Here is a 24,500-nt window from a genome sequence, read left to right on the forward strand (position 1 = left end):
GCCGGCTCCTCCTTCGCGGAGGGGCCGGCCGTCCCGCTGTGTGCGCTCAGGCGTAGCGGTAGACCTTGCTGTGGCCGAGGAGCTTCCTGGGGGTGACGTTCCACGGGGGCATCGGGTCGTCGAGGCCGAAGACGTAGTCGCGGTCCCGGCCGGGTGCGGCGGGTTTACGGCCCGGCAGGTAGGCGGACTTGGGGTGTGCCTTCTGCCAGCGGTCCCAGAGCAGGTCGATGAACGAGTGGTGGAGCCAGAAGACCGGGTCCTCGGGGGAGGCGGCCCCGGCCATCGGGCCGCCGACCCACTGGTGGACCTGGTTGTGGTTGCCGACCGTGCGCACCCGGTGGATGCCCCAGCCCTCGATGCGGTTGCGGAACCCCTCGGTGCTGATGCTGTTCCAGGGCTCGGTGTCGTAGACCGGGTCCTTCAGCGCCCGCGCCACGTCGTCGGCGGTGGGGAGGGAGACCGGGTTGTTGCCGGGCCTGCCGAAGTTGCGGGTGAGCCAGTTCTGGTCGGTGACCCCGGCGCCCACCATCCAGTTGCCCGCGTCGAAGGCGAACGGTCCGGTGGTGACCCGCCGGTCGCCGGGCCTGCCGTTGCCGCCGAGGAAGTCCTCCGCCCACAGCGACGAGGTGGGCGAGCGGTCCTGCGTCCAGTCCCAGTAGGGGACGCTCACCCCGGGGTCGACGGCCTGGAGGGCCTGCTCGAACTCCAGCAGATAGCGGCGGTGCCAGGGGAAGAACGACGACGTCATATGGGCGGGGCGCGGCCGGTTCTCCGTGTCCATGACGTAGTACTCGCGGTGCATGACGACGAAGTCGTCGTAGCGGCCCGAGCTCTTCAGCTTCAGGATCGCGTCGACGAGGCGCCGCTTCTCGGTGCGCGTAAGGTCGCGCTGGTTCTTGCGGGTGTACACCGGTTGTGGTCCTCCTGGTTCAAGGGTGGTGCGGCGTTCATGGGTGGTGCGACGTTCACCTGTGGTGCGAGGCGGGGAGCGCGAGCCGGGCGGTGCCCAGCTCGTCGACGGCGGCGCGGGCCGTCTCGCGGAGCGTGGGGAACGACTCGTAGTGCGTGACATCGCTCAGGTAGGTGCCGTCCGCGCGCCGCATGACGTGCAGCGGGCGGCCGTCGATGCGGATCTCGGTGACCGGTTCGGCGGCCCCGCCCTCCGCGGCGCCCGGCCCGCCGGCCGGGACCAGGACGGTCACGCTCCCGCGGATCTCCCGGCCCCGGTACATCTCGGCGAACTCCTCCGTCCCGGCGGCCGGGTGCCCGGGCCCCTTCGCGGGCGCGGACGCGGTGCCCGGCTCGTGGTCCCGCAGCGGCAGGAGGATCACGGCGGTGCCGCCGGCCACGGCCGCGGTGAAGGCGGTACGCAGGACGATCCGGCGCGACGGACCGCGTGCTCCACGCGGTGCGCCGCCCGGATCCGTGGTTCGGCTCATGGGTGACTGCCTCTCGTTGACTCGTCCCAGGTGCTGTTGCTGGCGATGGTGGCAACGAGACGGCGGCGAATCGGTTGTCTCGGGCGCGGCGTCCCCCGCGTTCCGTCAAACGCGTGACCGTGCACGGCCATCCGCGCCGGAGGCCGCGTCGCGCGCCGTGCCGTGCGCGCCGGACCCGACGATGACCTGGCGAACTCGTGGAGGTGGATGGACATGACCGTTCCGAATCAGGTGTCCGGTGACCGTGCGGCACACATCGATCTCGCCGACCCGGCCTTCTGGCGGCTGCCGCGCCCGGAGCGGCTCGGCGCCTTCGCCCGGCTGCGGGAGCTGGAGGCACCCGTGCTGTTCACCCCCCGGCCGGGCACCGCCCGTACCTCCGGCAAACCGTTCTACGCCCTGGTGCGCCACGCGGATGTGCTGACCGCGAGCCGCACCCCGAAGGTCTTCGCCAGCGCTCCCGGGGTCACCACCCCGGAGCCGGCCGGCTGGGCCAAGGCGCTGTTCGGGAATTCGATGGTCAACATGGACGGGCCCGAGCACGCGGCACTGCGCCGGATGATCTCCCGTCGCTTCACCCCCCGGCTGCTCGCCGCCACCGAGGAGAACATCGGCCGGCTGGCCGGGCGTCTGGTCGACAGGATGATCGCCGAGCGCCCGGGCGACTTCATGCCGTCGGCGGCCTCACGGCTGCCGCTGGAGGTGATCTGCGACCTGATGGGCATCCCGGTGTCGTACCGGCCGCGGATCGCGGAGCAGATCGACCACGCCTCCGAGCAGGTGGGCGTCGCGCGCCGGGGCCGGGCCAGGCTCCGGATCCCCGGCCGCGGGACCGCCTCCCTCGCCCGGATGCAGCTCGTCATGGCGCGCCTGGCCCGGGAACGGCGCCGCCACCCGCAGGACGACCTCGTCTCGGCCCTGGTGTGCGCGGACATCGACGGCGACGCGCTCTCCTCTCGGGACCTCGGCGCCTTCTTCTCGCTGCTGCTCGTGGCCGGGGTGGAGACCACCCGTAACGCGATCGCGCACGGGCTGTCCCTGCTGGACCGGCACCCGGAGCAACAGGAACTCCTCCGGTCGGACTTCGACCGGTACATCGGCGGTGCCGTCGAGGAAATCGTCCGCCATTCGACGCCGATCATCCAGTTCCGCAGGACCGTCGTCTCGGAATTCCCGCTGGGCGGCCGGACCTTTCTTCCCGGCGAGAAGGTCTCACTGCTCTACGCGTCAGCCAATCGCGATGAATCAGTTTTCACCCGTCCGGATCTCTTCGACATCACCCGGTCGCCGAATCCGCACCTGGGTTACGGGGGCGGCGGCCCCCACCACTGCCTCGGCGCCCACCTGGCCCGGCTCGAAATGACGGCCCTGTTCAGGGAGCTGCTCACCCGACGGTCCGTCATCCGGCAGACGGGCGATCCCCTGCTGGTCGATTCGAATTTCGACAACCGCGTCGGTTCCCTGCCGTTCATCTTCGGCCCCACCATCACCTGAACGGACCGTTCGCAACGCCGAATACGATAAATGGACCGCTCTATTCGCGTGCGGTGCAGGATGATGAAACTCTCTCCCCATCGGGCCGATCCGGCCTGAATTCCTTGCAGCCAGGAGGAGTCATGCCGGCCAAGCGCCGACTCATCACCACGTGTATCGCCGCGGCTGTTCTCAGTCTCCTGGCGGGCGGCGGCATCGCGGGCCAGCTGCCGCCGGGCACCGATTCCGTCGACAGCGCCGCCCCGGGGCCGCAGGGCAGCAGGGACGGCGGCTCCACCGCGCACGGCGCCTATCTGGACTACGGGCCGGCCGGCGTGCGGCGGATGGCCGATCTGTCCCGCTGGCTCGGCGGCGCGGAGCTGCGGGTCGGGCACACCTACCTGCCGGGCGACCTGTGGGTGAACATCGAGGGCACCCCCGACTTCCTGGACTCCTGGGCCACCTGGCGCAAGGCGGACAAGGACCGGATGTTCGTCCTCAACGTCCCCATGCTGGAGCGGAACGAGGAGCGCGTCCCGGACGCCCAGGTCCGCCGCCTGCTGCGGTCGGGAGCCGCGGGCGACTTCGACCAGCACTTCACCAGGCTGGCGGAGCGCCTGGTCTCCCTGGGGGTGCCGGACACGGTGATCGTGCTCGGCTGGGAGATGAACGGCACCACCTACACCCACCGCTGCGGCCCTGATCCCGCGTCCTGGAAGGCGTACTGGCAGCGGATCGTGACGGCGATGCGCGAGGTGCCCGGCCAGGAGTTCCGGTTCGACTTCACGCCCAGCCGGGGACGGGACGCGGTGCCCTGGACCGAGTGCTACCCGGGTGACGACGTCGTCGACATCATCGGCATGGACTCCTACGACCAGCCGCCGGGCGAGTCCTTCGACGACCAGATCAACGATCCCTACGGGCTCCAGAAGCACGTCGACTTCGCGGCGGAGCGCGGCAAGCCGATCTCGTTCCCGGAGTGGGGGCTCTTCCGCAACGGTGACAACCCGGAGTACATGCGGCGGATGCTCGACTGGATCGACCGGCACCAGCCGCTGTACCAGACGATCACGGACTACTGCCCGCACGGTGTGTGGCAGTGCAAGAGCAATCCCCGGTCCTCACGGGTCTTCCGGACGAAGCTCGCCGAGATGGCCGCACCGGTGAAGCCCGCCCCGAGCGCGCCTCCCACCACGGCCCCGAGCCCGTCCCCGACGCCGACCCCGTCCGCCCCGCCGGCCGTACAGCCGTCGCCCACACCGTCGGTGCAGCCCACGCCCACGGCTCCCGAGCCGCCGGTCACCCGCCGGTGGTGCATCACCGTGCCGTTCGGGGACTGGCTGGGCCAGTGGCTGAAGGAACGCAGGATCTGCGTCCGCTACTGACCGCGCGTACGGAAACGGCTCCGGCTCCCCTCACGGGGGCCGGAGCCGTCCACCCACACGGGTCCAGCGCGGGGGCAGGTGGGCAAGCAACCGCTTGTCACTCCCCCAACGGGGACACCGCCTGCCGCGTCACGCCGCCGAACGGGCGAAAGCCCGTGCGGCGTCCCCGGCCGGGGAGCGGGGCGGTGCGTACTCGGGAGTGACGCGCGACCATGGAAACCTAGAGATGGTGGTGAGGTGCATGGCATCCGCCGACGAGGGCCCCCCGGCGGGGCCCGGCTCGCTGCCCTCCGCGGATCCGCGGGGCCCCGTGCAGCTGAGCGACGACGCGGTGGCGGTGATCGCCGGGGACGGCACGGTCATCGGCTGGACCCGTGGGGCGGAGGCCCTGCTCGGGTACGCGGCGGCCGAGATGGTCGGCCGGTCCGCCGCCCTGCTGGTGGCCGGGTCCCCGGATCCCCGGCGTACGGCGGCGGTCGCCGCCCGTAGTCGCGGCGGGTCGGGGTGGAGCGGGCTGATCGCCCTGCGTGCCCGGGACGACCGGCGGATCGACGTCGACGTACGGGTCTCCGCCTCGTTCCTGATCGCCGGGCGCGAGGGCTTCCTGGTCTCCGGACGGGAGCGCACCCCGCAGTGGACGGTGGACGGATCGGTACTGGAGGGGTTCCTGACCCGGTCGCCGGTGGGCATGGCGGTGCTGGATCCGGAACTGCGCTACATCTGGCTCAACGACACCCTGGAGCGGTTCGGCGGAGTCCCCCGGGAGCAGCGGCTGGGGCGCAGGCCCGTGGATGTGCTGCCCGGGCTGCTCGCGGCACCCATCGAGCGGCTGATGCGGCAGGTCCTGGCGACCGGTGTGCCGGTCACCGACTACGAGTACCTGGGCTGGAGCTGGTCCGACCCGAACCGCAGGCGGGCCTATTCGAGCTCGTTCTTCCCGCTGGCGGACACCGAGGAGAACCGGATCGGCATCGGCTACATGGTGCTGGACGTGACCGACCGGTGGAACGCGCGCAGGCTGCTGGCGCTCGTCAACGAGGCGGGGGCCAGTATCGGCTCCACCCTGGACGTCCAGCGCACGGCCCAGGAACTGGCCGATTTCGCGGTGCCCCGCTTCGCCGACTTCGTCTTCGTCGATCTGCTGGAGACGCCGCTGGGCCGGGACCGGCCGGGCGTCCCGCTGCTCGGCGCGGAGCTGCGGGGCGGCAGGCCGCCGATGCGCCGGATGGGGATGAGTTCGGTGCGCGAGGGATGTCCGGAGGCGGTGGTACGGGTCGGGGAGAGCGTCGACTTCGTACCGCCGCCGCACGACACCCACTTCCTTCTCGACGGTGACCCGGTCCTCCTTCCGCTGCTCGACCCGGACAGCCGCACGTGGGCCGTGGAGCAGCCGGCGCGGGCCGCCCGGATCCGTGAGTTCGGGCTGCACTCGCTCATCTCCGTACCGATGCGGGCGCGGGACACCGTTCTCGGGCTCACCACGTTCATGCGGTCGCAGAACCCGGTCCCCTTCCACGAGGACGATGTGGCGCCGGCCCGGGAGCTGGTGGCCCGGGCCACGGTGTGCGTGGACAACGCCCGCCGCTACACCCGGGAGCACACGGCGGCGCTGGTCCTCCAGGAGAGCCTGCTGCCGCACACCTTGCGCGGCGGGACGGCGCTGGACGTGGCCTCCTCCTACCTCCCGGCGGACGCGAAGGACGGGGTCGGGGGCGACTGGTTCGATGTGATCCCGCTGTCCGGGGCCCGGGTCGGCCTGGTCATCGGTGATGTGGTGGGGCACGGCATCAGCGCCGCCGCGACCATGGGCCGGTTGCGGACCGCCGTGCAGACGCTGGCCGACATGGACCTCGCCCCCGACGAGCTGCTGGCCCGTCTGGACGATCTCGTCATGCGGCTGAGCGAGGAGGAGCCGAAGGGTGGGAAGGCGGACCGGGGCGGCACGACGGTGCTGGGCGCCACCTGTCTCTACGCCGTCTACGATCCGGCGAGCCGGTGCTGCACGATGGCCCGGGCCGGGCATCCGCCGCCGGTGGTCGTCACCCCGGAGGGCGCGGTCAGCTTCCCCGACCTTCCTTCCGGTCCGCCGCTGGGGCTGGGCGGGCTCCCCTTCGAGTCCATCGATGTGGAGCTGGCCGAGGGGAGCCTGCTCGGTCTCTACACCGACGGTCTCATCGAGGGCCCCGAGAAGGACGTCGAGCAGGGGATGGTCCGGCTGGGCCGGGCCGTGTCGCGGGAAGGGCTGCCGCTGGACGAGCTGTGCGCGGCGGTGGTCAAGGAACTGCTGCCCGTTCCGCAGCCGGACGACATCGCGCTCCTGCTCGCCCGGACCCACGCGCTGAGCCCCGACCGGCTGGTCTCGTGGGACGTGCCCGTGGACCCGGCGGCGGTCGGCGCGACCCGGAACAAGGTGGCCCGCCAGCTGGAGGTGTGGGGTCTTGACGAGCTGACGATGACGACGGAGCTGATCGTCAGCGAGCTGGTGACCAACGCGATCCGGTACGCCTCCGGTCCCGTACGGCTGCGGCTGCTGCTGCAGTCCGTGCTGACCTGCGAGGTGTCCGACGCCAGCAGCACCACCCCGCGGCTGCGGCACGCCCGCACGACGGACGAGGGAGGGCGCGGTCTCTTTCTCGTCGCCCAGCTCGCCCGCCGCTGGGGCACCCGGTACACACACCGGGGGAAGATCATCTGGGCGGAGCAGAGTCTCCCGTCGCCGCCGTCCGTGCCTCCTGCCGGGTCTCCTGCCGTGCCTCCCCCTTCCGGCTGAGCAGCCGGGTCAGCGCGCCGCCCGCCCGGATCAGTTCGTCCCAGGTGCCCTCCTCGACGATGCGTCCGCCCTCCAGGACCGCGATGCGGTCGGCCCTGCGTACGGTTGCGGGGCGGTGGGCGATGATCAGTGTGGTACGGGTACGGGCCCGGGAGTCCGCCGTGAGCGCCCGCGCCAGTTCCGCGTCGCCCCGGTGGTCCAGGTGGGCCGTGGTTTCGTCGAGGACGAGGATCCGGGGGCGGGCGAGCAGCCCCCTGGCCAGGGCGACCCGGGCGCGCTGGCCGCCGGAGAGGGTCGCACCGCGTTCGCCGACGGGGGTGTCCAGGCCCTGGGGCAGGGCGTCGGCGACGGGGGTGAGGCCGCAGATGCGGACGACGGCGGCCAGTTCCCGGTCGGTGGCGTGGGGGGCGCCGAGGCGGAGGTTCTCGGCGAGGGTCCCGTGGAAGAGCGGGGCCTCCTGGCCGACCACGCACACGGCGGCCCGCAGGTCGTCCTCGGCGAGGTCCCGCAGATCGACGGGGTCGGCGGCGGCCTGGGGTACCAGCTCCACCGTGCCGTCCTGCGGGTCCCAGTAGCGGGCGAGGAGGTGGGCGCAGCTCGTCTTACCGGCCCCCGAGGCGCCGACGAGGGCCACCGTCTCGCCCGGCCGCACGGTCAGGTGGAGCCCGTCCAGGACGGGGGCGCCACCGTAGCCGAACCGTACGCCGCTCAGCCGCAGGCCGAGCGGGCCCGCCGGGGCGGGGAGCGGGGTGGCTGGTGCGGGGGCTCCGGCGGGGGCGTTGACGGCCGCGCGGACCCGGGCGGCGGCGGCGCGCAGGCTGCCCGCCCGGCCCAGCGCGGCCGCCGATTCGGCCACCGGGGCCAGGGCGCCGAGGGCGAGAGCCATGGCCGCCGGGGTCCAGGCCCCGTCGAGCCGGCCGCCGGCCGCCGCGTGGGCGGCGGCCGCGACCACCCCGATGACGGCGGCGACGACGAGCAGGTCGCGGGCCGCGCCTGCCCCCGTCTCCCAGGACTGCTCGGCGCGCTGGGCACGGGCGAGGCGCCGGCCGCCGGAGCGCAGCCGGGCCCGTGTGCGGTCCAGGGCGCCCGCCATCAGCAGCTCACGGAGACCGTCGACGGTCTCCACGCTCTCCGCCGAGAGTTCGGCGAGCGCGGCCCGGGTCCGCGCCCCGCGCTCGGCCCGCCCCCGTGCCTCCAGCAACGGCGACCACAGGAGCAGCAGGGCGGCGGGCACGACGGCGAGGAGCAGCCACGGCCCGAGGACGCCCAGCACGGTCGCGGCCGCCGCGAACACGAGCCCGGAGGCGAGGAGTTGGGCGATGGCGTGGGCGTAGAAGAACTCCAGCGCCTCCACGTCGCCGAGGGCGGTCGCCGCGAGGTCACCGCTGCGGCGCCCCGCGATCCGGGCGGGGGCGGAGCGGGCGAGCCCGTCGAAGACCCGGACCCGCAGTTCGGCCAGGACCCGGTAGGCGAGGTCGTGCGAGAGGTCCATCTCCCGCCAGGTGGCGAGCGCCCTGAGCAGGACGAGCCCGATGAGGACGGCGACGGTGCCGGGCGACGGGGGCCGGTGATCGATGGCCGCCGTGCCCACGGTGTGCGCGGCGAGGGCGACTAGGGCGACGAGAGCTGCCTGGTCGGCGAGGGCGGCGAGGCAGGTGCGCAGGACGGTGGCGCGGTGGGCGCCGAGGACGGGGAGGAGTGAGCGGAGGGCGCCGGTGTCGTAGGGGGCTGGGGGCTTTCCGGGCGAGGACAGGGGGGTGCGGCCCTCGTAGGGGGTGGGCTCCGGTGCGGACAGGGGCGTGCGGCCCCCGGAGGGGGCGGGCTCGGGCGCGGACAGGGACATGCGGCCCCCGGAAGGCGTGGACTCCGGTGCGGACAGGGACATGCGGCCCCCGGAAGGCGCGGACTCCGGTACGGACAGGGACATGCGGCCCCCGGAAGGCGCGGACTCCGGTACGGACAACGGAGTACGGCCCCCGGCGGAGGTGGGCTCGGGTGGTGTCATGCGGCGTGCTCCTCCTGGGCGGGGCGGCCCGCCGCGACGAGCGAGGCGTAGACCCCGCCGTCCGCCAGCAGTCCTCTGTGGTCGCCGGATTCCTCGACCCGGCCGCCGTCGAGGACGACGATGTGGTCGGCGTGGCGCACGGCGTCGAGCCGATGGGCGACGACGAGGCAGGTTCGGCCCCGGCTCGCCGCGAGCAGTTCCCGTACGATCCGGGCCTCGCCCCGCTCGTCCACCGCGCTGGTGGCCTCGTCCAGGATCAGGACCGGTGCGTCGGCGAGGAGGGCGCGGGCGAGGGCGAGCCGTTGGCGCTGACCGCCGGAGAGCGTGGCGCCGCGTTCGCCGACGAGGGTGGCGTACCCCTGGGGGAACGCGCTGATCTCCTGGTCGATGCCCGCCGTCCGGGCGGCGGCGCGCAGCTGTTCGTCGGTGGCGGCGGGCCGGACGATGCGCAGGTTCTCGGCGATCGTGGCGTGGAAGAGGTACGTCTCCTGGGAGACGACGGCGATCCCCCGGCGCAGCGAGGCGAGGCTGTACGCGGCGGTCCCGGTCCCGGCGATCGTGACGCGGCCGCTGTCGGGGTCGCGCTGGCGCAGCAGCAGGCTCACCAGGGTCGACTTCCCGGCACCGGAGGGCCCGACGATCGCGGTGGTGCGCCCGGCGGGTGCGGTGAACGTGATGCCGTCCAGGGCGGGTCGCTCGCTCGACGGGTGGGTGAAGTGGACGTCCGTGAAACGGATTTCGGGGGCGGTGTCCCAGCGCGCCTCCACCGTGCCCCGGTCGGCGACGGCGGGTTCGGCGGTGCGCAGGGCGGCGATGCCGTCGGCGGCCGAGACCCCCAGGTAGCCCGCGTGCCATTCGCGGGAGAGGTCACGGACGGGGCGGAAGCACTCGGAGGCGAGCATGAGCAGGAGGTACGTCCCGGTGGCGGCGGTGCGCCCGGTGGCCGCCGAGGAGCACGCCACCAGGACGGCGGCCACGGTGCCGCCCTGCACGGCGAGGTCGGTGAGGCCGGTGTCGACGAGCGAGACCCGCAGTTTGGCGACGGTCGCGCGGTGGAGCGCCGCCGAACGCTTCTCCAGCCTGTCCCGTACCCGGCCCACGGCCCCGGCCGCGCGCAGGGTGGCCATGCCTTGCAGGGCCTCCAGGTAGTCGGCGGCGAGGGCTTCGTAGGAGTCCCAGTGCTCCTTGCCGCGTCGGGCGAGCAGCCGGTCCCACCAGCGCGGTCCGAAGAGCGCGAGCACCAGGGCGAGGCCGAGGGCGAGGGCGGCGTACGGCTGAATGAGCGCGACGGCGACGAGCAGCAGCGGCGGGACGGCGGAGGTGATGAGCGCCTGGGGGAGGTAGCGGGAGACGTACGCGTCCACCCCTTCGACGCCGTCCACGAGCGTGGCGCGTACGGCTCCGGCCCGCGCACCGGTGACCGCGGTGGGCCCGAGTTCACCGAGGCGGGCCAGCAGGGTGTCACGGAGCCGGATCCGGACGGCGGCGCCCGCCGTGACGGCGGTCAGGCGCTGGGCGCGGCCGAGCGCGGCACGGACGAGGACGACGGCGAGCACGGACAGGAGGAGCGGTGCGAGGCCGGAGGCGTCGCCCTGGGCGATCCGGGAGAGGACGACGGCGAGCAGGACGGCCTGGGCGAGGTGGGTGAGAGTGACAGCGGCGAGCAACGCGGTCGCCCGGCCGAGGGGGCGGCGGGCGGTCCGGGCGGCGCGCAGGAGTTCGGGGTGGAGCATCATGGGCGTTCTTCCTTGCCCGACAGGGTCGTTGGGGCCGATGGGGCCGGTGGTGCGGACGGGGCCGGAGGGGTGTGGCCTGGTGGGCCGCCCTTCCCCGGGGGGCCGGCGAGGGCGAGGCCGTGGACGATCCAGTCGTGTCCGGGGGCGTCGCCGAGTGCGGCACCGAGGTCGGCCTGTTGCCAGGAGCCGATGGGGCGCGAGCCGAGGCCGAGGGCGGTGGCGTGGGCCTGGGCGACGCCGGCGGCGTAACCGGCGGCGAGGTGGCTGCCGCGGATCAGGGCCGGTGGGGCGTCGGCGGGGCAGCCGTGGGCGACCAGCACCGCGCCCGCTTTGCCGATCCACTGCTGGCCCGCCGCCCAGCGGGCGAGGGTGGGGCGCGCGTCACCGGAGGCCAGGGTGCCGGCGGTCGTCAGGAGCCCCGGGGCGTCGCCGCCGACCGCCGCGGCCCAGGCCGGGCCGTCCGGCCGGGCGCCCCCGGCGGTGGCCAGGACCCGGGCGAGCAGGTCAGGGGCGGGTGGCTGCGCCAGGCCGGAGGGGGCCGCGCTCCTTCGTGTACGGAGGGTCTCGTCCGTCACCGGGGCCGGGCGGCGGGCCGGGTACCAGGTGGAGCCTGGCTCTGCCGTGACGTACGCCAACAGGCTGCGGACAGAGTCGAGTTCACGCGGCGAGACGGTCCCTGCGACCGGTTGCGGCACCGGGGCGAAGGCGCAGGGCAGCGGGGCCCATGCGGCCAGTGCGGCAGTCGGGGGGACGAGCCCCGGCGCGGGCCGCAACCAGAGCGCTGCGAGGGGAAGTTCGGGTTCGGTCCCGGGCCGACGCGCCTGCCATTCGGCCGCGCGGGGCAGCCCCGCCGCCGCGGAGAGCTCGGCGCCTTCCGCGTCGAGCGAGACCCGTACACCGGCCGGGGCGGCGGCGATCGCCAGGGCGGCTGCGGCATGGCCCGCGTCCAGCAGGAGCAGCGGCCAGGCCCGGTGTCCGTAGTGCGCGACGGTTCGGGCGGCGGTGACGGTGAGGACGACGACGGCTCCCGGGGGCGCGTCGGCGGGGCCCGGGCCGCGCGGGTGGGCGCGGTGGGTGTGCGGATCGTAGGCGTACCGTCCGGGCGGCAGCGAGCAGCCCGGGCCGAGGAGCAGATGAGCCCGCACGGGGTGGAGGGCGCCTGCCGAGGCCACGGGCCGCAGTCGGCCCGGCGTCCCGTGGGGCACGGCGAGCGACAGCCGCAGGGCACGTTCCAGGTCCACCGTCTTTCCGTCCCCGGCCCCGCCCCCGCTCTCGTTCAGGGAGAGCGCCGGGCCGCCCCAGGGGAAGGGATGCTCCGGTTGGTAGGGGGCGGTGCTCGGCACGCGGGGTGACCTGGCGTCCGCGAGGGCGCGGGGCAGGAAGTCGGTGGCTGCCGGAGGAGCCTGGGACATGCGGGCACGCTCCTTCACATGTGCGGCGGTGGTGCGAGGGTGAAGTCCGCAGGGCCGGTGGGAGGTTGGGCGCGCCAGCCCCGGTCGAGCGCGGCCCGGGCGAAGCGCGGGCAGCCGAAGTAGCCGAAGGCGGCAGGGGCGTTGGGGACCAGGCCGGAGACCAGGACGCGGGCGACACGGAGGGCGGTTTCGGCGACGTCCTCGGTCGTCAGGTCCACGGTGATCACGCGGTGGCCGCCTGCGCCCAGCGCCGCGTCAAGCGCGGACCTGTTGCCGGGGGTGACCTCGGTGACGGGGACGGTTCCCCCGGCGGGTTCGGTGAAGCGTCGGGACAGGGGGGTCATCCGGTCGTCGAGCCAGACCTGCACATGGGCGCCGAGGTCGCGAACGGCGGCGAACTGCGGCCCGCAGTCGTCGAGGTAGCGCCGGTCGGCCCGGTGGTCCAGGTAGAGGCCACGGGCGAAGAGACCGGCCTCCACGGAGCGGTGGACCCAGCCGTCGGCGTCCACCGCGCCCTGCGTGAACACCCAGGTGTGCACGGCCTCCAGGACCGCCTTGCGGGCCGCCTCCGCCGGGTCGTACCGGCAGGCGAACCCGGCGGCGTGGATGCCCCGCCGGGGGTCGTGGACCAGGGCGGCCACGCAGGGGGCGAACTCGGAGGGCATCTCCACGATGTGGACGTCCAGTTCGGCGCCGGCCAGGTCCTCGGTGAGGCCGGGAACGCTCGCCGGGTCGATGCCCCGGGTCGGTCCGTCCAGGTGCCACCAGAGCTCCAGGGCGTCGCGCTCCACGACTTCGAGCAGCCCTCGCTCGACGGCGTCGTGGAAGCCCTGACCGGTGGCTATGCCCGCGTAGTTGAGGTGGTGGGTGCGGGGAAGCGAACGCAGCTCGCCCTGGCGCCAGTTGAGATGGGTGAGGGCTACGGGTGCCCAGCAGGGTTGTCCGTCCTCGGTGCCCGGCGTCCAGAGTGCCGTTGTGTCGGGGGTGAGTTCGGCGTACGGGAAGCCTGGGCGCTCGTGCTGCCAGGAGGCGTACGAGGGCACCGCCCCGGGCCCGTACAGCCGCAGTCCCTCCGCCGTCAGTTCGGCTGCCGTGGCCCTGCGGGGCGCGTCGGGGTGGTTGGGTGGCGGGACGCGGTTGCCGCAGTAGCGTTCCACGGCCTCGGCGACGGCGGCGATCCTGGCGCCTTCGGGGTCCCCGAAGGTGGTGCCGAGCGAGACCCGGTCGGCCGGCCAGGCCCCGAGGCGTCGGGCGTCGGCGACCTCGGCGGTTACGGCGGTGTAGCGGGGCGGCGCGCCGGCCGGGTGCTCGACGGGCTCGACACCGCGGATCAACCCGCAGACCGGGTCGACCAGGGCTTCGATGGGCAAGGTGCTGGTCAACGGCATATCTCCGGTACGGGCTCGACGTAACGACGCCGGGCGACGACGGTCAGGTGCAGGGCGCTCCCCCGGGCCGTGACGGCTCTGCGGGACGGGGCGAGTCGGGTGGCGGTCACCGGGTTCTCGCCGGTGTGCGGGTTGCGGGCGTGGGCGGGGAAGTGGTGTCCGGCGATCTCCGCGCGCAGCCGGGTCCCGGCGGGAAGCCGGCGGCCCAGCGTGCCGAGCGGCACGGTGATCTCCACGGCTTCCCCGGGCGGGTCGGCGCGCCGGACGATGCCGAAGGCGAGCGGCTCCGCACGCCCGGCCGGGTCGAGCGCGGTGAGGCGTACGGCCCAGTCGGCGCCGGGGGTGTCGGCGGCGGCGTGGATCCGGGCGGTGGCGGGCCCGGCCAGGTCCAGTGGGCGGGGCAGGGGCGGGGAGAGGAGGAGGCAGCGGTCGGCGGGGTCGCTGCCGCCCGGGACGGCCAGGTCGTCGGAGCGCACGGGGTGGGCCGGGTCGGCGGTGAACTCGGCTCCGTGCAGCAGCCGCAGGCCGGTCGGGGCGTCGAAGGCCCAGGTGGTGGTGCGGGTGGAGGCCTCCCCCGGCCCGCGTGCGGTGTCATGCCGTACGCGGTGCCACCGGCCGCTGCCGCCGAGGGTGATCACGCCGCGGCGCTCGGGCTCCAGCGCCCCCGCGAGGGCGGCGCGGGCCCACCGTACGTACAGCGTACCGAGGTTGATGCGGTCCGCCGCGATCTCGGGCCGGTCCGCGGTGAGGCGGTGGCCCCACGGGCCGAGGAGCAGGCGGGCGGGTCCGCCCCAGCCGCTCCACAGTGCCACGGTGTCCTCGGCGAAGGGGTCGCGGGTGCCGCCGACGGCGAGAAGCGGGAGGCGGGAGGCGGCGCCGCGCAGGACGATCCGGCCGCGCGGGCACTCGTCCCAGAGGCCGGGCCAGGAGGGCAGGGCGCGGCCGAGACGGTCGGCGAGCCGGGTGACCGGGAGGTGTTCCAGGAGCCGGGGATCGTCGGCGAGGGCGTGGGCCAGGGCGTCGGGTGCGGAGTCCGGGCGGTCGCCGTGCGCGGCCCACCAGCCCGCCCGGGCCCGGAGCCGTTCGGGGCCCGCTGGTTCGCGGGCGGTCTCGGCGAGGCCGAGGGCGGGGACGGCGGCGATGACGGCGTCGGGCCGTCCGTCGCCGGGGGCGCCGAGCGCGGTGACGAGGGCGCAGTGGGCGGCGTAGGAGGAACCGGCGGCGACGACCGGGCCGCCGTCGCTCCACACCTGCTCGCGCACCCAGGCCACGGTCGCGGCGCCGTCGCCCTCCTCGTGATTCCCGTAGGGGTGCCACGCTCCCGGTGAGCCGTGCCGGCCGCGTACGTCCTGGGCGAGGGCGGCGAATCCGTGGGCCGCCCAGCCGCGCAGCTCGGCGTGGTGGGCGGTGCGGCCGTAGGGGGTTCTGATCACCACGGTGGGGTGGGGGCCGGGTGTGTCCGGCAGGCGGAGGTCGGTGGCGAGCGGGGTGCCGTCCGGGGCGGGGACGTACACGGTCGCGGTGTTCGCGCGGTGGCCGTAGTGGTGGGGGGTGTTCATGCGGCCGCCCTCGGTGCTCACGTGGCCGCCCTCGCGGTGGGCGGTGTTCATGCGGTGGCCCTTGCGGTGGGGGCGGGCAGCGGGGCGACCTCCGGTACGGGGAGCACGGGGTGCTCGGTGACGGTCAGGTCGCGCAGGTCGATCCGGCGCAGTCGGCGGCGGGCGGGAAGGGCGGCTCCCCGGGGCTGCTCGCCGTTCGCCCAGGTGATCAGGTCGGCGGTGAGCAGCGCCGCGATCAGGGCCGCGGACGCCTCGGTGGGGTGCGGTCCGGTGTCGGGGGTGCGGTGGCCGGCCCAGTAGGCGGCGAGTTCACGGTGGGCGGCGGTCGCCGCGAGTCTGCGCCGGCGGACGTGGGCGGCGGTGACGTCGCCGGGGGTTGAGGCGAGGGGCTCGATCCAGGTGTGGGCGCCTTCGCGGTGGCAGCGCAGCCAGGCGGTGTAACGGGCGGGCAGCCGGTCGGCTTCGTCCCACAGCCCTTCGGGTACGGGCGAGTCGAGGCACCAGACGAGGGCGGTGTCCCGGCGCCCCGCGAGCCCGGCCACGTCGGCGGCGGTGGCGGGGTGGACCTCGGCCCCTTCCGCAGCGGCGAACCGGGAAAGCGGTCCGGTGAGTACGGGGTCGCCCAGGAGGTGGAGGGTCCGCCCGGTGAGCGGTGGGCGGCGGGGTTCGGTCACCGCGTGCCCGGCCTCCTCGAACGCCGCCACCAAACGGCCGAGTTCGGCTGAATCCGCGTGCTCCCCCTCCCCCGGTGTCAGCCGGGCGACGAGCTCCCCCGCGTCCGTGCGGCCGGTGTCGATACGCAGGAACTCCCCTCCAGAGGTGCGGAGTACGGGCAGGCCACCGGGGACGGTGACGATCCCGGCGCCGGGAGCGAGTCGACTGCGGTTCACGGGGGGCCTCCGAGGGGCGTGGTACGGGGGTGAGCAGGTGGTGCGAACGGGACGGGCCCGTCCGGGGGTTGCCCGGACGGGCCCGCCACGCGAGGTGCGGGAGCCTGCCTCAGCGGCAGGTGCCGCCTACTTCTCGTCCGCGGTGTCGGCCTCGACGGCGTCGTCGAAGGGGTTCTCGACGAGGGCGTTCGAGTGGGTGGCGGAGAGGTGGGCGAGCTGGCCCTGGTCGGCGATCGGGCTGAACACCTTGTTGTGCTCCATGAGTTGAAGCCTCCATTCGGATCGGTTGGGTGGTTGCGACGCCGTTCTTTGCCGCACCACAGACACTAATGAATATGATTTTCATTCCGCAATAGCTGGAGCGGATCGAGAGGGTGATCTGGGTAACAGACGGGCCAGCCGCCCTCGGCATCGGCCCCCACCCGCCCCCGCACGCCCAGGACTTCGGCAAGCAGCCGCTCCGTGACCACCTCCCCGGGAGGGCCGTCCGCCGCGACGCGTCCCTCGCGCAGTGCGACGATCCGGTCGGCGAACCGCGCCGCGTGGTTGAGGTCGTGCAGCACCATCACGACCGTGAGCCGCCGCTCGGCGCGCAGCCGTACGACGGTCTGGAGCACCTCCAGTTGGTGCCGCAGGTCGAGATAGGTGGTGGGCTCGTCCAGGAAGAGGACGGGGGCGTCCTGGGCCAGCGCCATGGCAAGCCGGACCCGTTGCCGCTCACCGCCGGACAGCGCGTCCACCGGCCGGTCCGCCCAGCCGGTGACGCCGACGTCGGCGAGCGCCCGGGCCGTCACCTCGTCGTCGCCGTCCCGCAGCATCCCGAGCGGCCCCCTGGTGGCGTAACGGCCCTGGCGGACCAATTGCCGTACGGTCAGCGCCGGTACGGCGGGAGCCGACTGGTGGAGCAGCGCCACCCGGCGGGCCGCGGCCCGTCTGGGCAGGCGCGCCGCGTCATCCCCTTCGAGCAGGACCCGGCCCGCGCTCGGGGTGAGCAGTCCGGCGGCGAGCTTGAGGAAGGTGCTCTTGCCGCAGCCGTTCAGGCCGATGAGGGCGACGAGTTCGCCCGCTCCGATACTCAGGTCGATCCCGCGCAGCACCTCGCGCCCCGGATATCCGAAGCTGAGCCGCTCCGCCCGGACCACGTCAGGTGATCCCGCCACTCGGTCCATCCCGTCCGGTGCCTCCGTCATGCCGTTCTTCCCGTCCGCCGTGACATCTCTCGTACGCGCCATGCCGGCCTCCTCCCCATCACCGTTCGTCCGTCCGTCGTCGCGCCACGACCAGCAGCAGCCCGGCCCCGACGAAGGTGGTCAGCGCGCCGACCGGCAGGGTCAGCCGGTCCGCGTCGAGCGCCACCACCAGCAGCCGGGAGACCAGTTGGGCCGCCGCGTCCGCCCCGCACACCACCACCGCGCCGAGCAGCGCGGCGCCGGGCAGGGCGATGCGCAGGTCGGCCCCGAAGACGGCCAGCGCCAGATGCGGCACCAGCAGGCCCACGAAGCCGAGCGCCCCCACCGCCGAGACCGCCCCGGCCGTCAGGGCCACCGCACACACGAGCGCGGCGGCGCGGCCCCGCCCGGCGTCCAGCCCGGCGGCGGCGGCCTGTTCGTCGCCGCAGCGCAGCAGGGTCAGCGGCGCGGAGAGCAGCCAGGCGGCGGCTCCCCACGCCGCCGCCCACGGCCACAGCAGGTTCCAGTGGGGCCAGACCCGCCCCTCGGTGGAGCCGATCAACCACTGGACGACGCTGCCGAGTTCGCCCGGGGCCACCAGGAGGACGACGGCGGTGAGACCGGCGAGGACCGCCGACACCAGTACGCCGTACACGGCGGTCTGCTCGGGGTCCCCCTTCTCCCGCCCCGCGAGCAGCCACAGCAGCCCCGCGCCCGCGAAGCCCCCGAGACAGGCCGCCACGACGACCGCCGTCGGTGAGTCCCACCCGGCGAGGCCGAGACCGGTGGCGGCGACCGCTCCGAGGACAGCGCCGGGTGTGACGCCGGTGACCTCGGGCCCGGCCAGCGGATTACGCAGGGCCGACTGGAGAACGAGCCCCGCGACGCCCAGGCTCGCACCGGCGACCAGCGCCACCAGCAGCCGGGGCAGCCGGAGTTGGAGGACGATGTGTTCGGCAAGTGGATCGTCGGCACCGAGGAGCACGGCCCGTACCCCCTCGCCCGTGACACCCCGCCCCGCGAACAGGTCCGCGCAGGCGACCAGTGCGGCCAGCGCCGCCAGGGCGCCCATCCGGACGGCCGGTGAGCGCCATGCCCGCCGGGCCGGGCCGGGCGCGGTTTCCAGGACGCTCATCGCTGCGCCTTCCGCAGGAGGGGCACGGGCCCGTCGACCGGCGGTGCGGCCCCGGTGGGTCTCCGGTCCGCCACCGCCCGCCGCCCCCGTTTGAGCAGCACCACCCCGACCGGCACGCCGACCAGGGCCGTCCACGCCCCGACGGGTGTTTCGACGGGGGCGAGCGCCAGCCGAGCGGGCTGGTCGGCGCAGAGCACCACGACCGCCCCGCACAGGGCGGACCGGACGAGCCAGCCCGCGGCCCCGCCGTCGGGGCGCAGCCGCCGGGCGAGGTGGGGGGCGAGGAAGCCGACCCAGGCGACCGGGCCGCAGACCGCCACGACGGGGGCGATCAGGACGACGGCGATGCCGAGCGCGGCGACCCGCGCGCGTTCGACGCGTACGCCGAGCGCACGGGCGTCGTCGTCGCCGAGCCGCAGCACACCGAGCACCGGCACACAGAGCACGAGCGCCGGCACTGCCACGGCGAGCCAGGGCAGCAGACCGGTGACGTCGTCCCAGGTGCGGGCGGAGAGACTGCCCAGCAGATAGCGGTAGATGAGCTGGAGGTCGAGCTGGTCGGCCATCACCATGAGCACCAGCAGTCCGGCCTGGAGCGCGGCGGCGACGGCGGCCCCGGTCAGCAGCACGGACGACGGGCTGCGCCCGAACCCGGCGGCGACCAGGGTGAGCAGCCCACCGAACGCGGCCCCGGCCAGGGCCAGGAAGGGCTGGAGGCCGAGCGGTACGGAGAGGGCGAGCACCAGCGGTGCCGCCACCCCCAGCGCGGCCCCGGAGGAGACTCCGAGCATCTCGGGGACGGCGAGCGGATTGCGCAGCGCCTCCTGGAGGACCAGTCCGGCGGCGCCCAGACAGGCGCCGGCGATCAGGGCCAACACCAGGCGGGGCAGCCTCAGTTCGGTGACGACGAGCCCGGCGAGGCCGTCGGACCCTAGGGTGGCGGGGAGCCGGCCGGGCGGGACGTACGGCGTGCCGAGGCTGAGGGCGCACACCGCGCTCACCACCGCCGCCACCGTCAGGCAGACCGGCGCCACGGGCAGCCGCCGAACCGCGGTGCGGCCGGCTCCTGCCCCATGACCGGTCACCGCGGTGCGGCCGGTCGCCGCCGTGGTGCGGCCCCTCACCGCAGTGCGGCCGTCGCCTCGTCGAGGACGAGGCCCAGGGACCGGGTGCCGCGCCCCTTGGCCCAGACCTCGGAATCGACCTCGATGACCTTGCCGTTCTTCACCGCCGGGATCCGCGACCAGAGCGGGTTGTCGGCGAGCTTGTCGGAGAGCTTGCCGTCCGGTGCGCCGAAGGAGAGCGTCTCGACGAAGAGGACGTCGACGTCCCGCGCGAGGATCTCCTCCAGGCTGTAGGAGCCGTCGACTCCCCTGCTCTTCCAGGGGTAGTGGGAGATCTTCGGGAAGAGCCCGGCCGCCACGTCGGTCTCGGGGGTGGCCACGCCGAAGTTCTCGTCGCTGCCGAAGATGATGAGCGCGGTCTTGTCGCTCCTGGCCTGCTCGGCCCGGGCCAGCCGGGTACGGAAGGTCTTCTCGGCCTTCTCCCCCTCCTCCGTACGGCCGGTGAGCGCGGCCAGGTCCCGCAGGTAGCCGACGCTGTCCTGCCAGGAGCCGGGCTGTACGGGCCAGAAGGTGGTGGCGCCCTTCAGTGCGGGGGCGAGCTTGCCGTGGGTGTCCTCCAGGCCGATCACCAGGTCGGGCCGGTGGGAGAGGATCGCCTCGACCTCGGGGCTGAGGAAGCCGCCGGGCACGACGGGGACCTTCGCCGCCTTCTCCTTGCCCAGGAACCCGGGGCTCGCGAGCACCGCGGAGTTGGTGGCGGTGGGGGTCATGCCCAGCTCGACGAGGATGTCGTCGCAGAGGGCGACCAGGCAGACGATCTTCTGCGGGGACTTCTCCAGGGAGACCGTGACGCCCTTGGTGTCGGTGATCCGGGTGGCCGCCTCGATGGGCCGCACCTCGGTGCTGGTGCTCGGCCCGGCCCCGGCGGCCGGTTCGGCGCCCCCGGACGCGTCGCCCGTGGTGCCGCAGCCGGCCAGCAGCCCTCCCAGTACGGCGATCGCGGCCCAGCGGCGGACTCTCAGTGCGGTTCGTGGCATCGGCTGTCTCTCAGATTCTGTACGGCCCCGGGGAGGAGGCAGATGCGACGGCGGGGCCCCGGGAGCCGTCCCCACCACAGAGCGGAACCTTACACATGATTATCATTTCCAATAAAGCGGGCCAAGGCTTCCCGCCGTACCTCCGGACCCGACCGACCGTTCTCAGGAGATCGCCATGCCCCACCCGCCCCACCTGCCGCCCCGCCTCCTGGTCGCCGACCAAGTCGCGGGCCGGATCAGCCTGCTGGACCTCCCGGACGGTGACGAGCGGGCTGTGCTCCACCACCGGCACCTCGCCGAACACGCAGGGTTCCTCGCCCTCCCGGACGACCTGGTCGCCTGCGTGGACGACCGGGCGGGCGAGCTGCTGGTCCTCGATCCGTACGGCCCCGACACGGGCCGGCCCCTGATCCGGCGCCGGATACCGGTCGCCGTACCCGCCGAGCATCTGGCGGCCGCGCCGGGCGGCCGGCACCTCGCGGTGACCACCGGCCTCGGGCGCAACGAGGAGGCCTGGACCGGGCTCCTGACCGCCGTCGACCTCGACGCACCGGACGGTGCCGTCGCCGTACGCGTACGGGGGCGCACCGGCGAGCCGGGGGTGACGGTCCTCGGCGGGCCGTCGCCGCTCGTGGTGCTGCGCCACCGGGAGCCCGGCGAACTCCTGGTCCACCGGCACCGCGACCTGATGGCCGCACCCCCTTCGTGCCCGCCCGCACAGCCCGTCCGGCGCATCGGGCTGCCGGATGCCGACGGGCACGGGGACGCCTACGACCCGGTCACCGGGCGGGTGTTCGCGGCGGCGGGCTCGGGGGTGCACCGGGTCCGGCACGACGGCGAGGAGCTCGCGGCGGAGCCGCCCCTGCCGTGGGCCGCCGACGGGCGCACGGGCGGCCGGGGCTACTACCTGCGGCTCGATCCCGTACGGCGCACCCTCTGGTCCTGCGTGCGCGGCGGGCCCACCGCGCCGGGGCAGTGGCCGGAGTGGACCAACGACGCCTGGTGGCACCGGCTCGACACCGACACCACGGGGAGGCTGGAGCTGGGCCCCGGACTGGTGTTCCGGCTCGCGGTGACCGCCCGCCACATCGCGTACTCCCGCGTCCACCCGGACGGCGACGAGCTGATTCTGCTGGCCGCACCGGCCACCCCCGGGGCCCGGCCGCACATCGCCGCCCGCCTCCCGCTCCCCGCGATGGCGGGGGCGCCCCGGCGCGGCGGAACCCCGTGGGACGGTGTCCAGCGGCGGGCGGTCGCCGCCTCCCCCGGCGCCGGCCTGGTCGCGGTGAGCCGGGGAGGCCACGGGGAGGTCCACGTCTTCGACGCCGACCGGGCGGAGCCGGTCACCACCCTCACGCTCCCCACCCCGCTGGACGACGGCGGTCACCTCGCCCTGGTCACCCCGGGCGACGGCGCGCACGCCGACCCGGTGGGACGGTGACCGGCCACCCTGCGGATTACAACTTGGAAACGACTTCCATTTCCATATACGGTCGACGGCAGTCGGCAGCACCGGACCCCATACCCAGGAGAGACCCATGGCAGTTCCGAAGCGGAAGATGTCCCGCAGCAACACCCGCCACCGGCGCGCCCAGTGGAAGGCGACGACACCCCAGCTCGTCCCGGTGACGATCGAGGGCACCGTGCACCAGGTGCCGCAGCGGCTGGTGAAGGCGTACGAACGCGGCCTGCTGCGGCCGGAGAGCTGAGCCCGCACAGCAAACGGCCCGCACAGCAGAGGGGTGGGTGGTGACACGGCGATCGCCGTGTCACCACCCACCCCTCGCGCGCTCAGACCCCTGTCACCAGGAGGACTTGGTCACCCCGGGCAGGAATCCGGCGTGCGCCTGTTCGCGCATCCGGACCCGGGAGAGGCCGAAGGTGCGCAGATACCCCCGGGGCCTGCCGTCGACGCTGTCCCGGTTGCGCACCCGCGTCGCACTGGCATCGCGCGGCTGGCGCCTCAACTCCGCGACAGCGGCCGCACGTTCGGCCTCCGGCGTACCGGGGCGGCGGACGATCTCCTTCAGCTGCACCCGACGGGCGGCGTACCGCTCGACGATCGCCTTGCGCTTCTCGTTCTGCGCGATCTTGCTCTTCTTCGCCATCAGACCTTCCCTCCCCTCGCGCGGATGCGCGCGACCGCGGCTTCGATGCCGATCACGTCGATCGTCTTGATCGCCCGGGCGCTGAGGGTCAGCCGCACATGACGTCCCTCACCGGGGAGCCAGTAACGCTTGCGCTGGACGTTCGGGTCGAACCGGCGCGATGTGCGGCGGTGCGAGTGGGAGATGGCGTTGCCGAATCCCGGCTGCGAGCCGGTCAGTTGGCAGTGGGCGGACACGGAAGTTACCTGCCTCTCATCGATGCGTCCATTATTGAAAATGGAAACCATTGCCATATAGTAGCGCTCATGGCTCGCAACGAAGTACGCCCGGTCATCAAGCTCCGCTCCACCGAGGGGACCGGCTACACCTACGTCACCCGCAAGAACCGCAGGAACGACCCCGACCGCATGGTGCTGCGCAAGTACGACCCGGTCGCCCGCCGCCATGTCGACTTCCGCGAGGAGCGCTGAGGCCGCCCGGCCCGGCCCCCGCAGCAACCCCCAACCGCTAGGACCCCTCATGAAGCCCGGAATCCACCCCGCCTACGGCCCCGTCGTCTTCCGCGACAAGGCCGCCGACTTCGCGTTCCTCACCCGCTCCACCCTGACCGGCGACAGGACCGTCGAGTGGGAGGACGGCAACACCTATCCCGTGGTCGACGTGGAGATCTCCTCCGCGAGCCACCCCTTCTGCACCGGTACCGCACGCGTCATGGACACCGCGGGCCGCGTCGAGCGCTTCGAGCGCCGGTACGGACGCGGTGAGGCCCGGTGACGGAGGAACAGCGGCAGAAGCTGCCCGTCGTCATCGTCAGCGGGCTGCACTCCGAGGCCCGCCGCGAGGTCGTGGAAGGGCTGCTCTCCAGGGTTCCGCACAGCGTCGGGCTGCACCACGACCTGTCCACGGCGACCGACGGGACCGTACGCCGGACCCTGCGGGACGCCACCGGGGAACTGTCCGCCGGCGAGACGCCCCTGGTCAACGACTGCGCGTGCTGTGCGCTGCGGGAGGACCTGGTCCCCGAGCTGCAACGGCTGGCGGACAGCGGGCTCACGCGGCTGGCCGTCCTGGAGCTCTGGGACTCCGTCGAGCCGAAGTCGATGGCCGAGGTCATCGCGGTCCATGGGGCGGACAGCTTCGAGGTGACCAATGTGATCACCGCGATCGATCCCACCCTCGTCCTGCCGTGCCTCGCCAACGGTGACGACCTGGCGGAGGCCGGTCTCGCGGCGGCACCCGCCGACCGGCGGACCATCGGGGACACGTGGGCCCGGCAGGTGGAGTACGCCCCCGTCCTGGCCCTGGCCGACAACCCGGCCGCCGACGACGAGGACCGTGCGCTGATACGCCAGTTGAACCCGACGGCCCGTCAGGTCGCGGTGGACGCACCCGTGCTGGTGCGTCTCGCGGTCGCCGGTTTCGATGTGGAGGCGGCGGCCGCGGGCCAGCATCCGGCCTGTGCGCTGCTGCCCCAGGAGGCGGACGAGGCCGGGGTCTCCACGCTCGTCTGGCGTCGTCACCGCCCGTTCCACCCCGAGCGCCTCTTCCACGCGCTGGAGGATCTGAGCTGTGCGGCGGCCCGCAGCCGGGGCCGGTTCTGGCTCGCGGACCGGCCCGACACCCTGCTCTCCTGGGACGCGGCGGGGGGTGCGCTCTGTGTGGAGAACACCGGCCCCTGGCTCGCCTCCCTCCCCGACGCCGCCTGGGCCATGGTGGAGCCCTACCGGCGGGCAGCGGCCGCGCTGGACTGGCACCCCGAGCACGGCGACCGCTGCCAGCACCTGGTCTTCGTCTCCCCCGGCCTCGACCGCGACGGGCTGACCGCCCTGCTGGATTCGTGCCTGCTCGACGACGAGGAGTACCGGGCGGGCCGGGAGGCGTGGAAGAGCCTGCCCGCCGCGTTCGACGCGCTCCTCGACCCGGTGTGAAC

The 24,500-nt window shown here is 74.2% G+C and carries 23 protein-coding genes; 8 read left to right on the forward strand and 15 right to left on the reverse strand.

What is annotated here, in order from left to right:
* Positions 1 to 46 precede the first annotated feature (46 nt).
* A complete protein-coding gene (locus tag ACK8N7_RS02830) occupies positions 47 to 910 on the reverse strand; it encodes a tyrosinase family protein (RefSeq protein ID WP_403218417.1) in 864 nt (287 codons plus the stop codon).
* 55 nt (positions 911 to 965) lie between these two features.
* A complete protein-coding gene (locus ACK8N7_RS02835) occupies positions 966 to 1,439 on the reverse strand; it encodes a tyrosinase family oxidase copper chaperone (RefSeq protein ID WP_403218418.1) in 474 nt (157 codons plus the stop codon).
* Between the two features lie 213 nt (positions 1,440 to 1,652).
* Between ACK8N7_RS02835 and ACK8N7_RS02840 the strand changes: the two genes are divergently transcribed.
* The 3 genes from ACK8N7_RS02840 (at position 1,653) to ACK8N7_RS02850 (ending at position 7,067) form a co-directional block, all read left to right on the forward strand.
* Positions 1,653 to 2,933, forward strand: coding sequence for a cytochrome P450 (locus tag ACK8N7_RS02840; protein WP_403218419.1), 1,281 nt, complete (start codon positions 1,653 to 1,655; stop codon positions 2,931 to 2,933).
* 122 nt (positions 2,934 to 3,055) lie between these two features.
* Positions 3,056 to 4,297: a glycoside hydrolase family 26 protein gene (locus tag ACK8N7_RS02845; protein ID WP_403218420.1), complete on the forward strand. Its 1,242-nt coding sequence runs from the start codon at positions 3,056 to 3,058 to the stop codon at positions 4,295 to 4,297.
* A 241-nt stretch (positions 4,298 to 4,538) separates the two neighbouring features.
* Positions 4,539 to 7,067, forward strand: coding sequence for a SpoIIE family protein phosphatase (locus ACK8N7_RS02850; protein WP_500440727.1), 2,529 nt, complete (start codon positions 4,539 to 4,541; stop codon positions 7,065 to 7,067).
* Here the strand turns inward: ACK8N7_RS02850 and ACK8N7_RS02855 are convergent.
* The 11 genes from ACK8N7_RS02855 to ACK8N7_RS02905 all read right to left on the reverse strand — a co-directional run bounded on the left by ACK8N7_RS02855 (position 6,985) and on the right by ACK8N7_RS02905 (position 20,462).
* Positions 6,985 to 8,910 (reverse strand): ABC transporter ATP-binding protein, encoded by a 1,926-nt coding sequence (locus tag ACK8N7_RS02855; protein WP_500445659.1) that lies wholly within the window; start codon positions 8,908 to 8,910, stop codon positions 6,985 to 6,987. The genes ACK8N7_RS02850 and ACK8N7_RS02855 overlap by 83 nt on opposite strands.
* Positions 8,911 to 9,068: 158 nt before the next feature.
* The gene (locus tag ACK8N7_RS02860; protein ID WP_500440729.1) at positions 9,069 to 10,808 is read right to left on the reverse strand and encodes an ABC transporter ATP-binding protein/permease; all 1,740 of its coding nucleotides are present in this window, start codon (positions 10,806 to 10,808) and stop codon (positions 9,069 to 9,071) included.
* Positions 10,805 to 12,220 carry a nitroreductase family protein gene (locus tag ACK8N7_RS02865; protein ID WP_500440731.1) on the reverse strand — a complete coding sequence of 472 codons (1,416 nt, stop codon included), beginning with the start codon at positions 12,218 to 12,220 and terminating at the stop codon, positions 10,805 to 10,807. Before ACK8N7_RS02865 ends, ACK8N7_RS02860 begins: the two co-directional genes overlap by 4 nt.
* Before the next feature lie 14 nt (positions 12,221 to 12,234).
* Positions 12,235 to 13,602 carry a YcaO-like family protein gene (locus ACK8N7_RS02870; RefSeq protein WP_500440733.1) on the reverse strand — a complete coding sequence of 456 codons (1,368 nt, stop codon included), beginning with the start codon at positions 13,600 to 13,602 and terminating at the stop codon, positions 12,235 to 12,237.
* Positions 13,599 to 15,167: a CocE/NonD family hydrolase gene (locus ACK8N7_RS02875; RefSeq protein WP_500445661.1), complete on the reverse strand. Its 1,569-nt coding sequence runs from the start codon at positions 15,165 to 15,167 to the stop codon at positions 13,599 to 13,601. The genes ACK8N7_RS02870 and ACK8N7_RS02875 overlap by 4 nt, the downstream gene beginning before the upstream one ends.
* A gap of 47 nt (positions 15,168 to 15,214) precedes the next feature.
* The gene (locus ACK8N7_RS02880; RefSeq protein ID WP_500440735.1) at positions 15,215 to 16,057 is read right to left on the reverse strand and encodes a hypothetical protein; all 843 of its coding nucleotides are present in this window, start codon (positions 16,055 to 16,057) and stop codon (positions 15,215 to 15,217) included.
* Between the two features lie 126 nt (positions 16,058 to 16,183).
* Positions 16,184 to 16,318 (reverse strand): streptamidine family RiPP, encoded by a 135-nt coding sequence (gene amiA / locus ACK8N7_RS02885; RefSeq protein WP_015613003.1) that lies wholly within the window; start codon positions 16,316 to 16,318, stop codon positions 16,184 to 16,186.
* Between the two features lie 65 nt (positions 16,319 to 16,383).
* Positions 16,384 to 17,247: an ABC transporter ATP-binding protein gene (locus tag ACK8N7_RS02890; RefSeq protein ID WP_403218454.1), complete on the reverse strand. Its 864-nt coding sequence runs from the start codon at positions 17,245 to 17,247 to the stop codon at positions 16,384 to 16,386.
* A gap of 58 nt (positions 17,248 to 17,305) precedes the next feature.
* Entirely contained in the window at positions 17,306 to 18,361 is a 1,056-nt protein-coding gene (locus ACK8N7_RS02895; protein ID WP_403218426.1) for a FecCD family ABC transporter permease, read from the reverse strand.
* Positions 18,358 to 19,395: a FecCD family ABC transporter permease gene (locus tag ACK8N7_RS02900; RefSeq protein ID WP_500445663.1), complete on the reverse strand. Its 1,038-nt coding sequence runs from the start codon at positions 19,393 to 19,395 to the stop codon at positions 18,358 to 18,360. Before ACK8N7_RS02900 ends, ACK8N7_RS02895 begins: the two co-directional genes overlap by 4 nt.
* An 86-nt stretch (positions 19,396 to 19,481) precedes the next feature.
* Positions 19,482 to 20,462 (reverse strand): ABC transporter substrate-binding protein, encoded by a 981-nt coding sequence (locus ACK8N7_RS02905; protein WP_403218427.1) that lies wholly within the window; start codon positions 20,460 to 20,462, stop codon positions 19,482 to 19,484.
* A 175-nt stretch (positions 20,463 to 20,637) separates the two neighbouring features.
* Here ACK8N7_RS02905 and ACK8N7_RS02910 point away from each other — a divergent pair, with 175 nt between their 5' ends.
* Both ACK8N7_RS02910 and rpmF read left to right on the forward strand, forming a co-directional pair.
* Positions 20,638 to 21,903, forward strand: coding sequence for a hypothetical protein (locus ACK8N7_RS02910; RefSeq protein WP_403218428.1), 1,266 nt, complete (start codon positions 20,638 to 20,640; stop codon positions 21,901 to 21,903).
* Between the two features lie 97 nt (positions 21,904 to 22,000).
* Positions 22,001 to 22,171: a 50S ribosomal protein L32 gene (rpmF, locus tag ACK8N7_RS02915; RefSeq protein ID WP_403218429.1), complete on the forward strand. Its 171-nt coding sequence runs from the start codon at positions 22,001 to 22,003 to the stop codon at positions 22,169 to 22,171.
* A gap of 93 nt (positions 22,172 to 22,264) precedes the next feature.
* Here rpmF and rpsN read toward each other — a convergent pair whose 3' ends face one another.
* Both rpsN and rpmB read right to left on the reverse strand, forming a co-directional pair.
* Positions 22,265 to 22,570, reverse strand: coding sequence for a 30S ribosomal protein S14 (rpsN, locus tag ACK8N7_RS02920; RefSeq protein ID WP_403218430.1), 306 nt, complete (start codon positions 22,568 to 22,570; stop codon positions 22,265 to 22,267).
* Entirely contained in the window at positions 22,570 to 22,806 is a 237-nt protein-coding gene (rpmB, locus tag ACK8N7_RS02925; protein WP_015612995.1) for a 50S ribosomal protein L28, read from the reverse strand. Before rpmB ends, rpsN begins: the two co-directional genes overlap by 1 nt.
* 69 nt (positions 22,807 to 22,875) lie before the next feature.
* On the opposite strand from rpmB, the gene rpmG reads away from it, so the two are divergent.
* The 3 genes from rpmG to ACK8N7_RS02940 are packed head-to-tail and all read left to right on the forward strand — an operon-like array spanning position 22,876 to position 24,498.
* Positions 22,876 to 23,040, forward strand: coding sequence for a 50S ribosomal protein L33 (rpmG, locus tag ACK8N7_RS02930; RefSeq protein WP_500440739.1), 165 nt, complete (start codon positions 22,876 to 22,878; stop codon positions 23,038 to 23,040).
* A gap of 49 nt (positions 23,041 to 23,089) precedes the next feature.
* Positions 23,090 to 23,344, forward strand: coding sequence for a type B 50S ribosomal protein L31 (locus ACK8N7_RS02935; RefSeq protein WP_500440741.1), 255 nt, complete (start codon positions 23,090 to 23,092; stop codon positions 23,342 to 23,344).
* Complete coding sequence (locus tag ACK8N7_RS02940; RefSeq protein WP_403218432.1) at positions 23,341 to 24,498, forward strand: CobW family GTP-binding protein; 1,158 nt, start codon at positions 23,341 to 23,343, stop codon at positions 24,496 to 24,498. Before ACK8N7_RS02935 ends, ACK8N7_RS02940 begins: the two co-directional genes overlap by 4 nt.
* The last annotated feature ends 2 nt before the right edge of the window (positions 24,499 to 24,500 follow it).

It is taken from the genome of Streptomyces griseobrunneus, assembly GCF_046713465.1.
In the GTDB taxonomy this organism is placed as follows: Bacteria; Actinomycetota; Actinomycetes; order Streptomycetales; family Streptomycetaceae; genus Streptomyces; species Streptomyces microflavus.

Bases quoted from the DNA above. Each gene is read 5' to 3' on its own strand.
- ACK8N7_RS02835 (WP_403218418.1), bottom strand. From the start codon at position 1,439: ATGAGCCGAACCACGGATCCGGGCGGCGCACCGCGTGGAGCACGCGGT.
- ACK8N7_RS02840 (WP_403218419.1), top strand. From the start codon at position 1,653: ATGACCGTTCCGAATCAGGTGTCCGGTGACCGTGCGGCACACATCGAT.
- ACK8N7_RS02845 (WP_403218420.1), top strand. From the start codon at position 3,056: ATGCCGGCCAAGCGCCGACTCATCACCACGTGTATCGCCGCGGCTGTT.
- ACK8N7_RS02850 (WP_500440727.1), top strand. From the start codon at position 4,539: ATGGCATCCGCCGACGAGGGCCCCCCGGCGGGGCCCGGCTCGCTGCCC.
- ACK8N7_RS02855 (WP_500445659.1), bottom strand. From the start codon at position 8,910: ATGTCCCTGTCCGCGCCCGAGCCCGCCCCCTCCGGGGGCCGCACGCCC.
- ACK8N7_RS02860 (WP_500440729.1), bottom strand. From the start codon at position 10,808: ATGATGCTCCACCCCGAACTCCTGCGCGCCGCCCGGACCGCCCGCCGC.
- ACK8N7_RS02865 (WP_500440731.1), bottom strand. From the start codon at position 12,220: ATGTCCCAGGCTCCTCCGGCAGCCACCGACTTCCTGCCCCGCGCCCTC.
- ACK8N7_RS02875 (WP_500445661.1), bottom strand. From the start codon at position 15,167: ATGAACACCCCCCACCACTACGGCCACCGCGCGAACACCGCGACCGTG.
- amiA (WP_015613003.1), bottom strand. From the start codon at position 16,318: ATGGAGCACAACAAGGTGTTCAGCCCGATCGCCGACCAGGGCCAGCTC.
- ACK8N7_RS02890 (WP_403218454.1), bottom strand. From the start codon at position 17,247: ATGACGGAGGCACCGGACGGGATGGACCGAGTGGCGGGATCACCTGAC.
- ACK8N7_RS02895 (WP_403218426.1), bottom strand. From the start codon at position 18,361: ATGAGCGTCCTGGAAACCGCGCCCGGCCCGGCCCGGCGGGCATGGCGC.
- ACK8N7_RS02905 (WP_403218427.1), bottom strand. From the start codon at position 20,462: ATGCCACGAACCGCACTGAGAGTCCGCCGCTGGGCCGCGATCGCCGTA.
- ACK8N7_RS02910 (WP_403218428.1), top strand. From the start codon at position 20,638: ATGCCCCACCCGCCCCACCTGCCGCCCCGCCTCCTGGTCGCCGACCAA.
- rpmF (WP_403218429.1), top strand. From the start codon at position 22,001: ATGGCAGTTCCGAAGCGGAAGATGTCCCGCAGCAACACCCGCCACCGG.
- rpsN (WP_403218430.1), bottom strand. From the start codon at position 22,570: ATGGCGAAGAAGAGCAAGATCGCGCAGAACGAGAAGCGCAAGGCGATC.
- rpmG (WP_500440739.1), top strand. From the start codon at position 22,876: ATGGCTCGCAACGAAGTACGCCCGGTCATCAAGCTCCGCTCCACCGAG.
- ACK8N7_RS02935 (WP_500440741.1), top strand. From the start codon at position 23,090: ATGAAGCCCGGAATCCACCCCGCCTACGGCCCCGTCGTCTTCCGCGAC.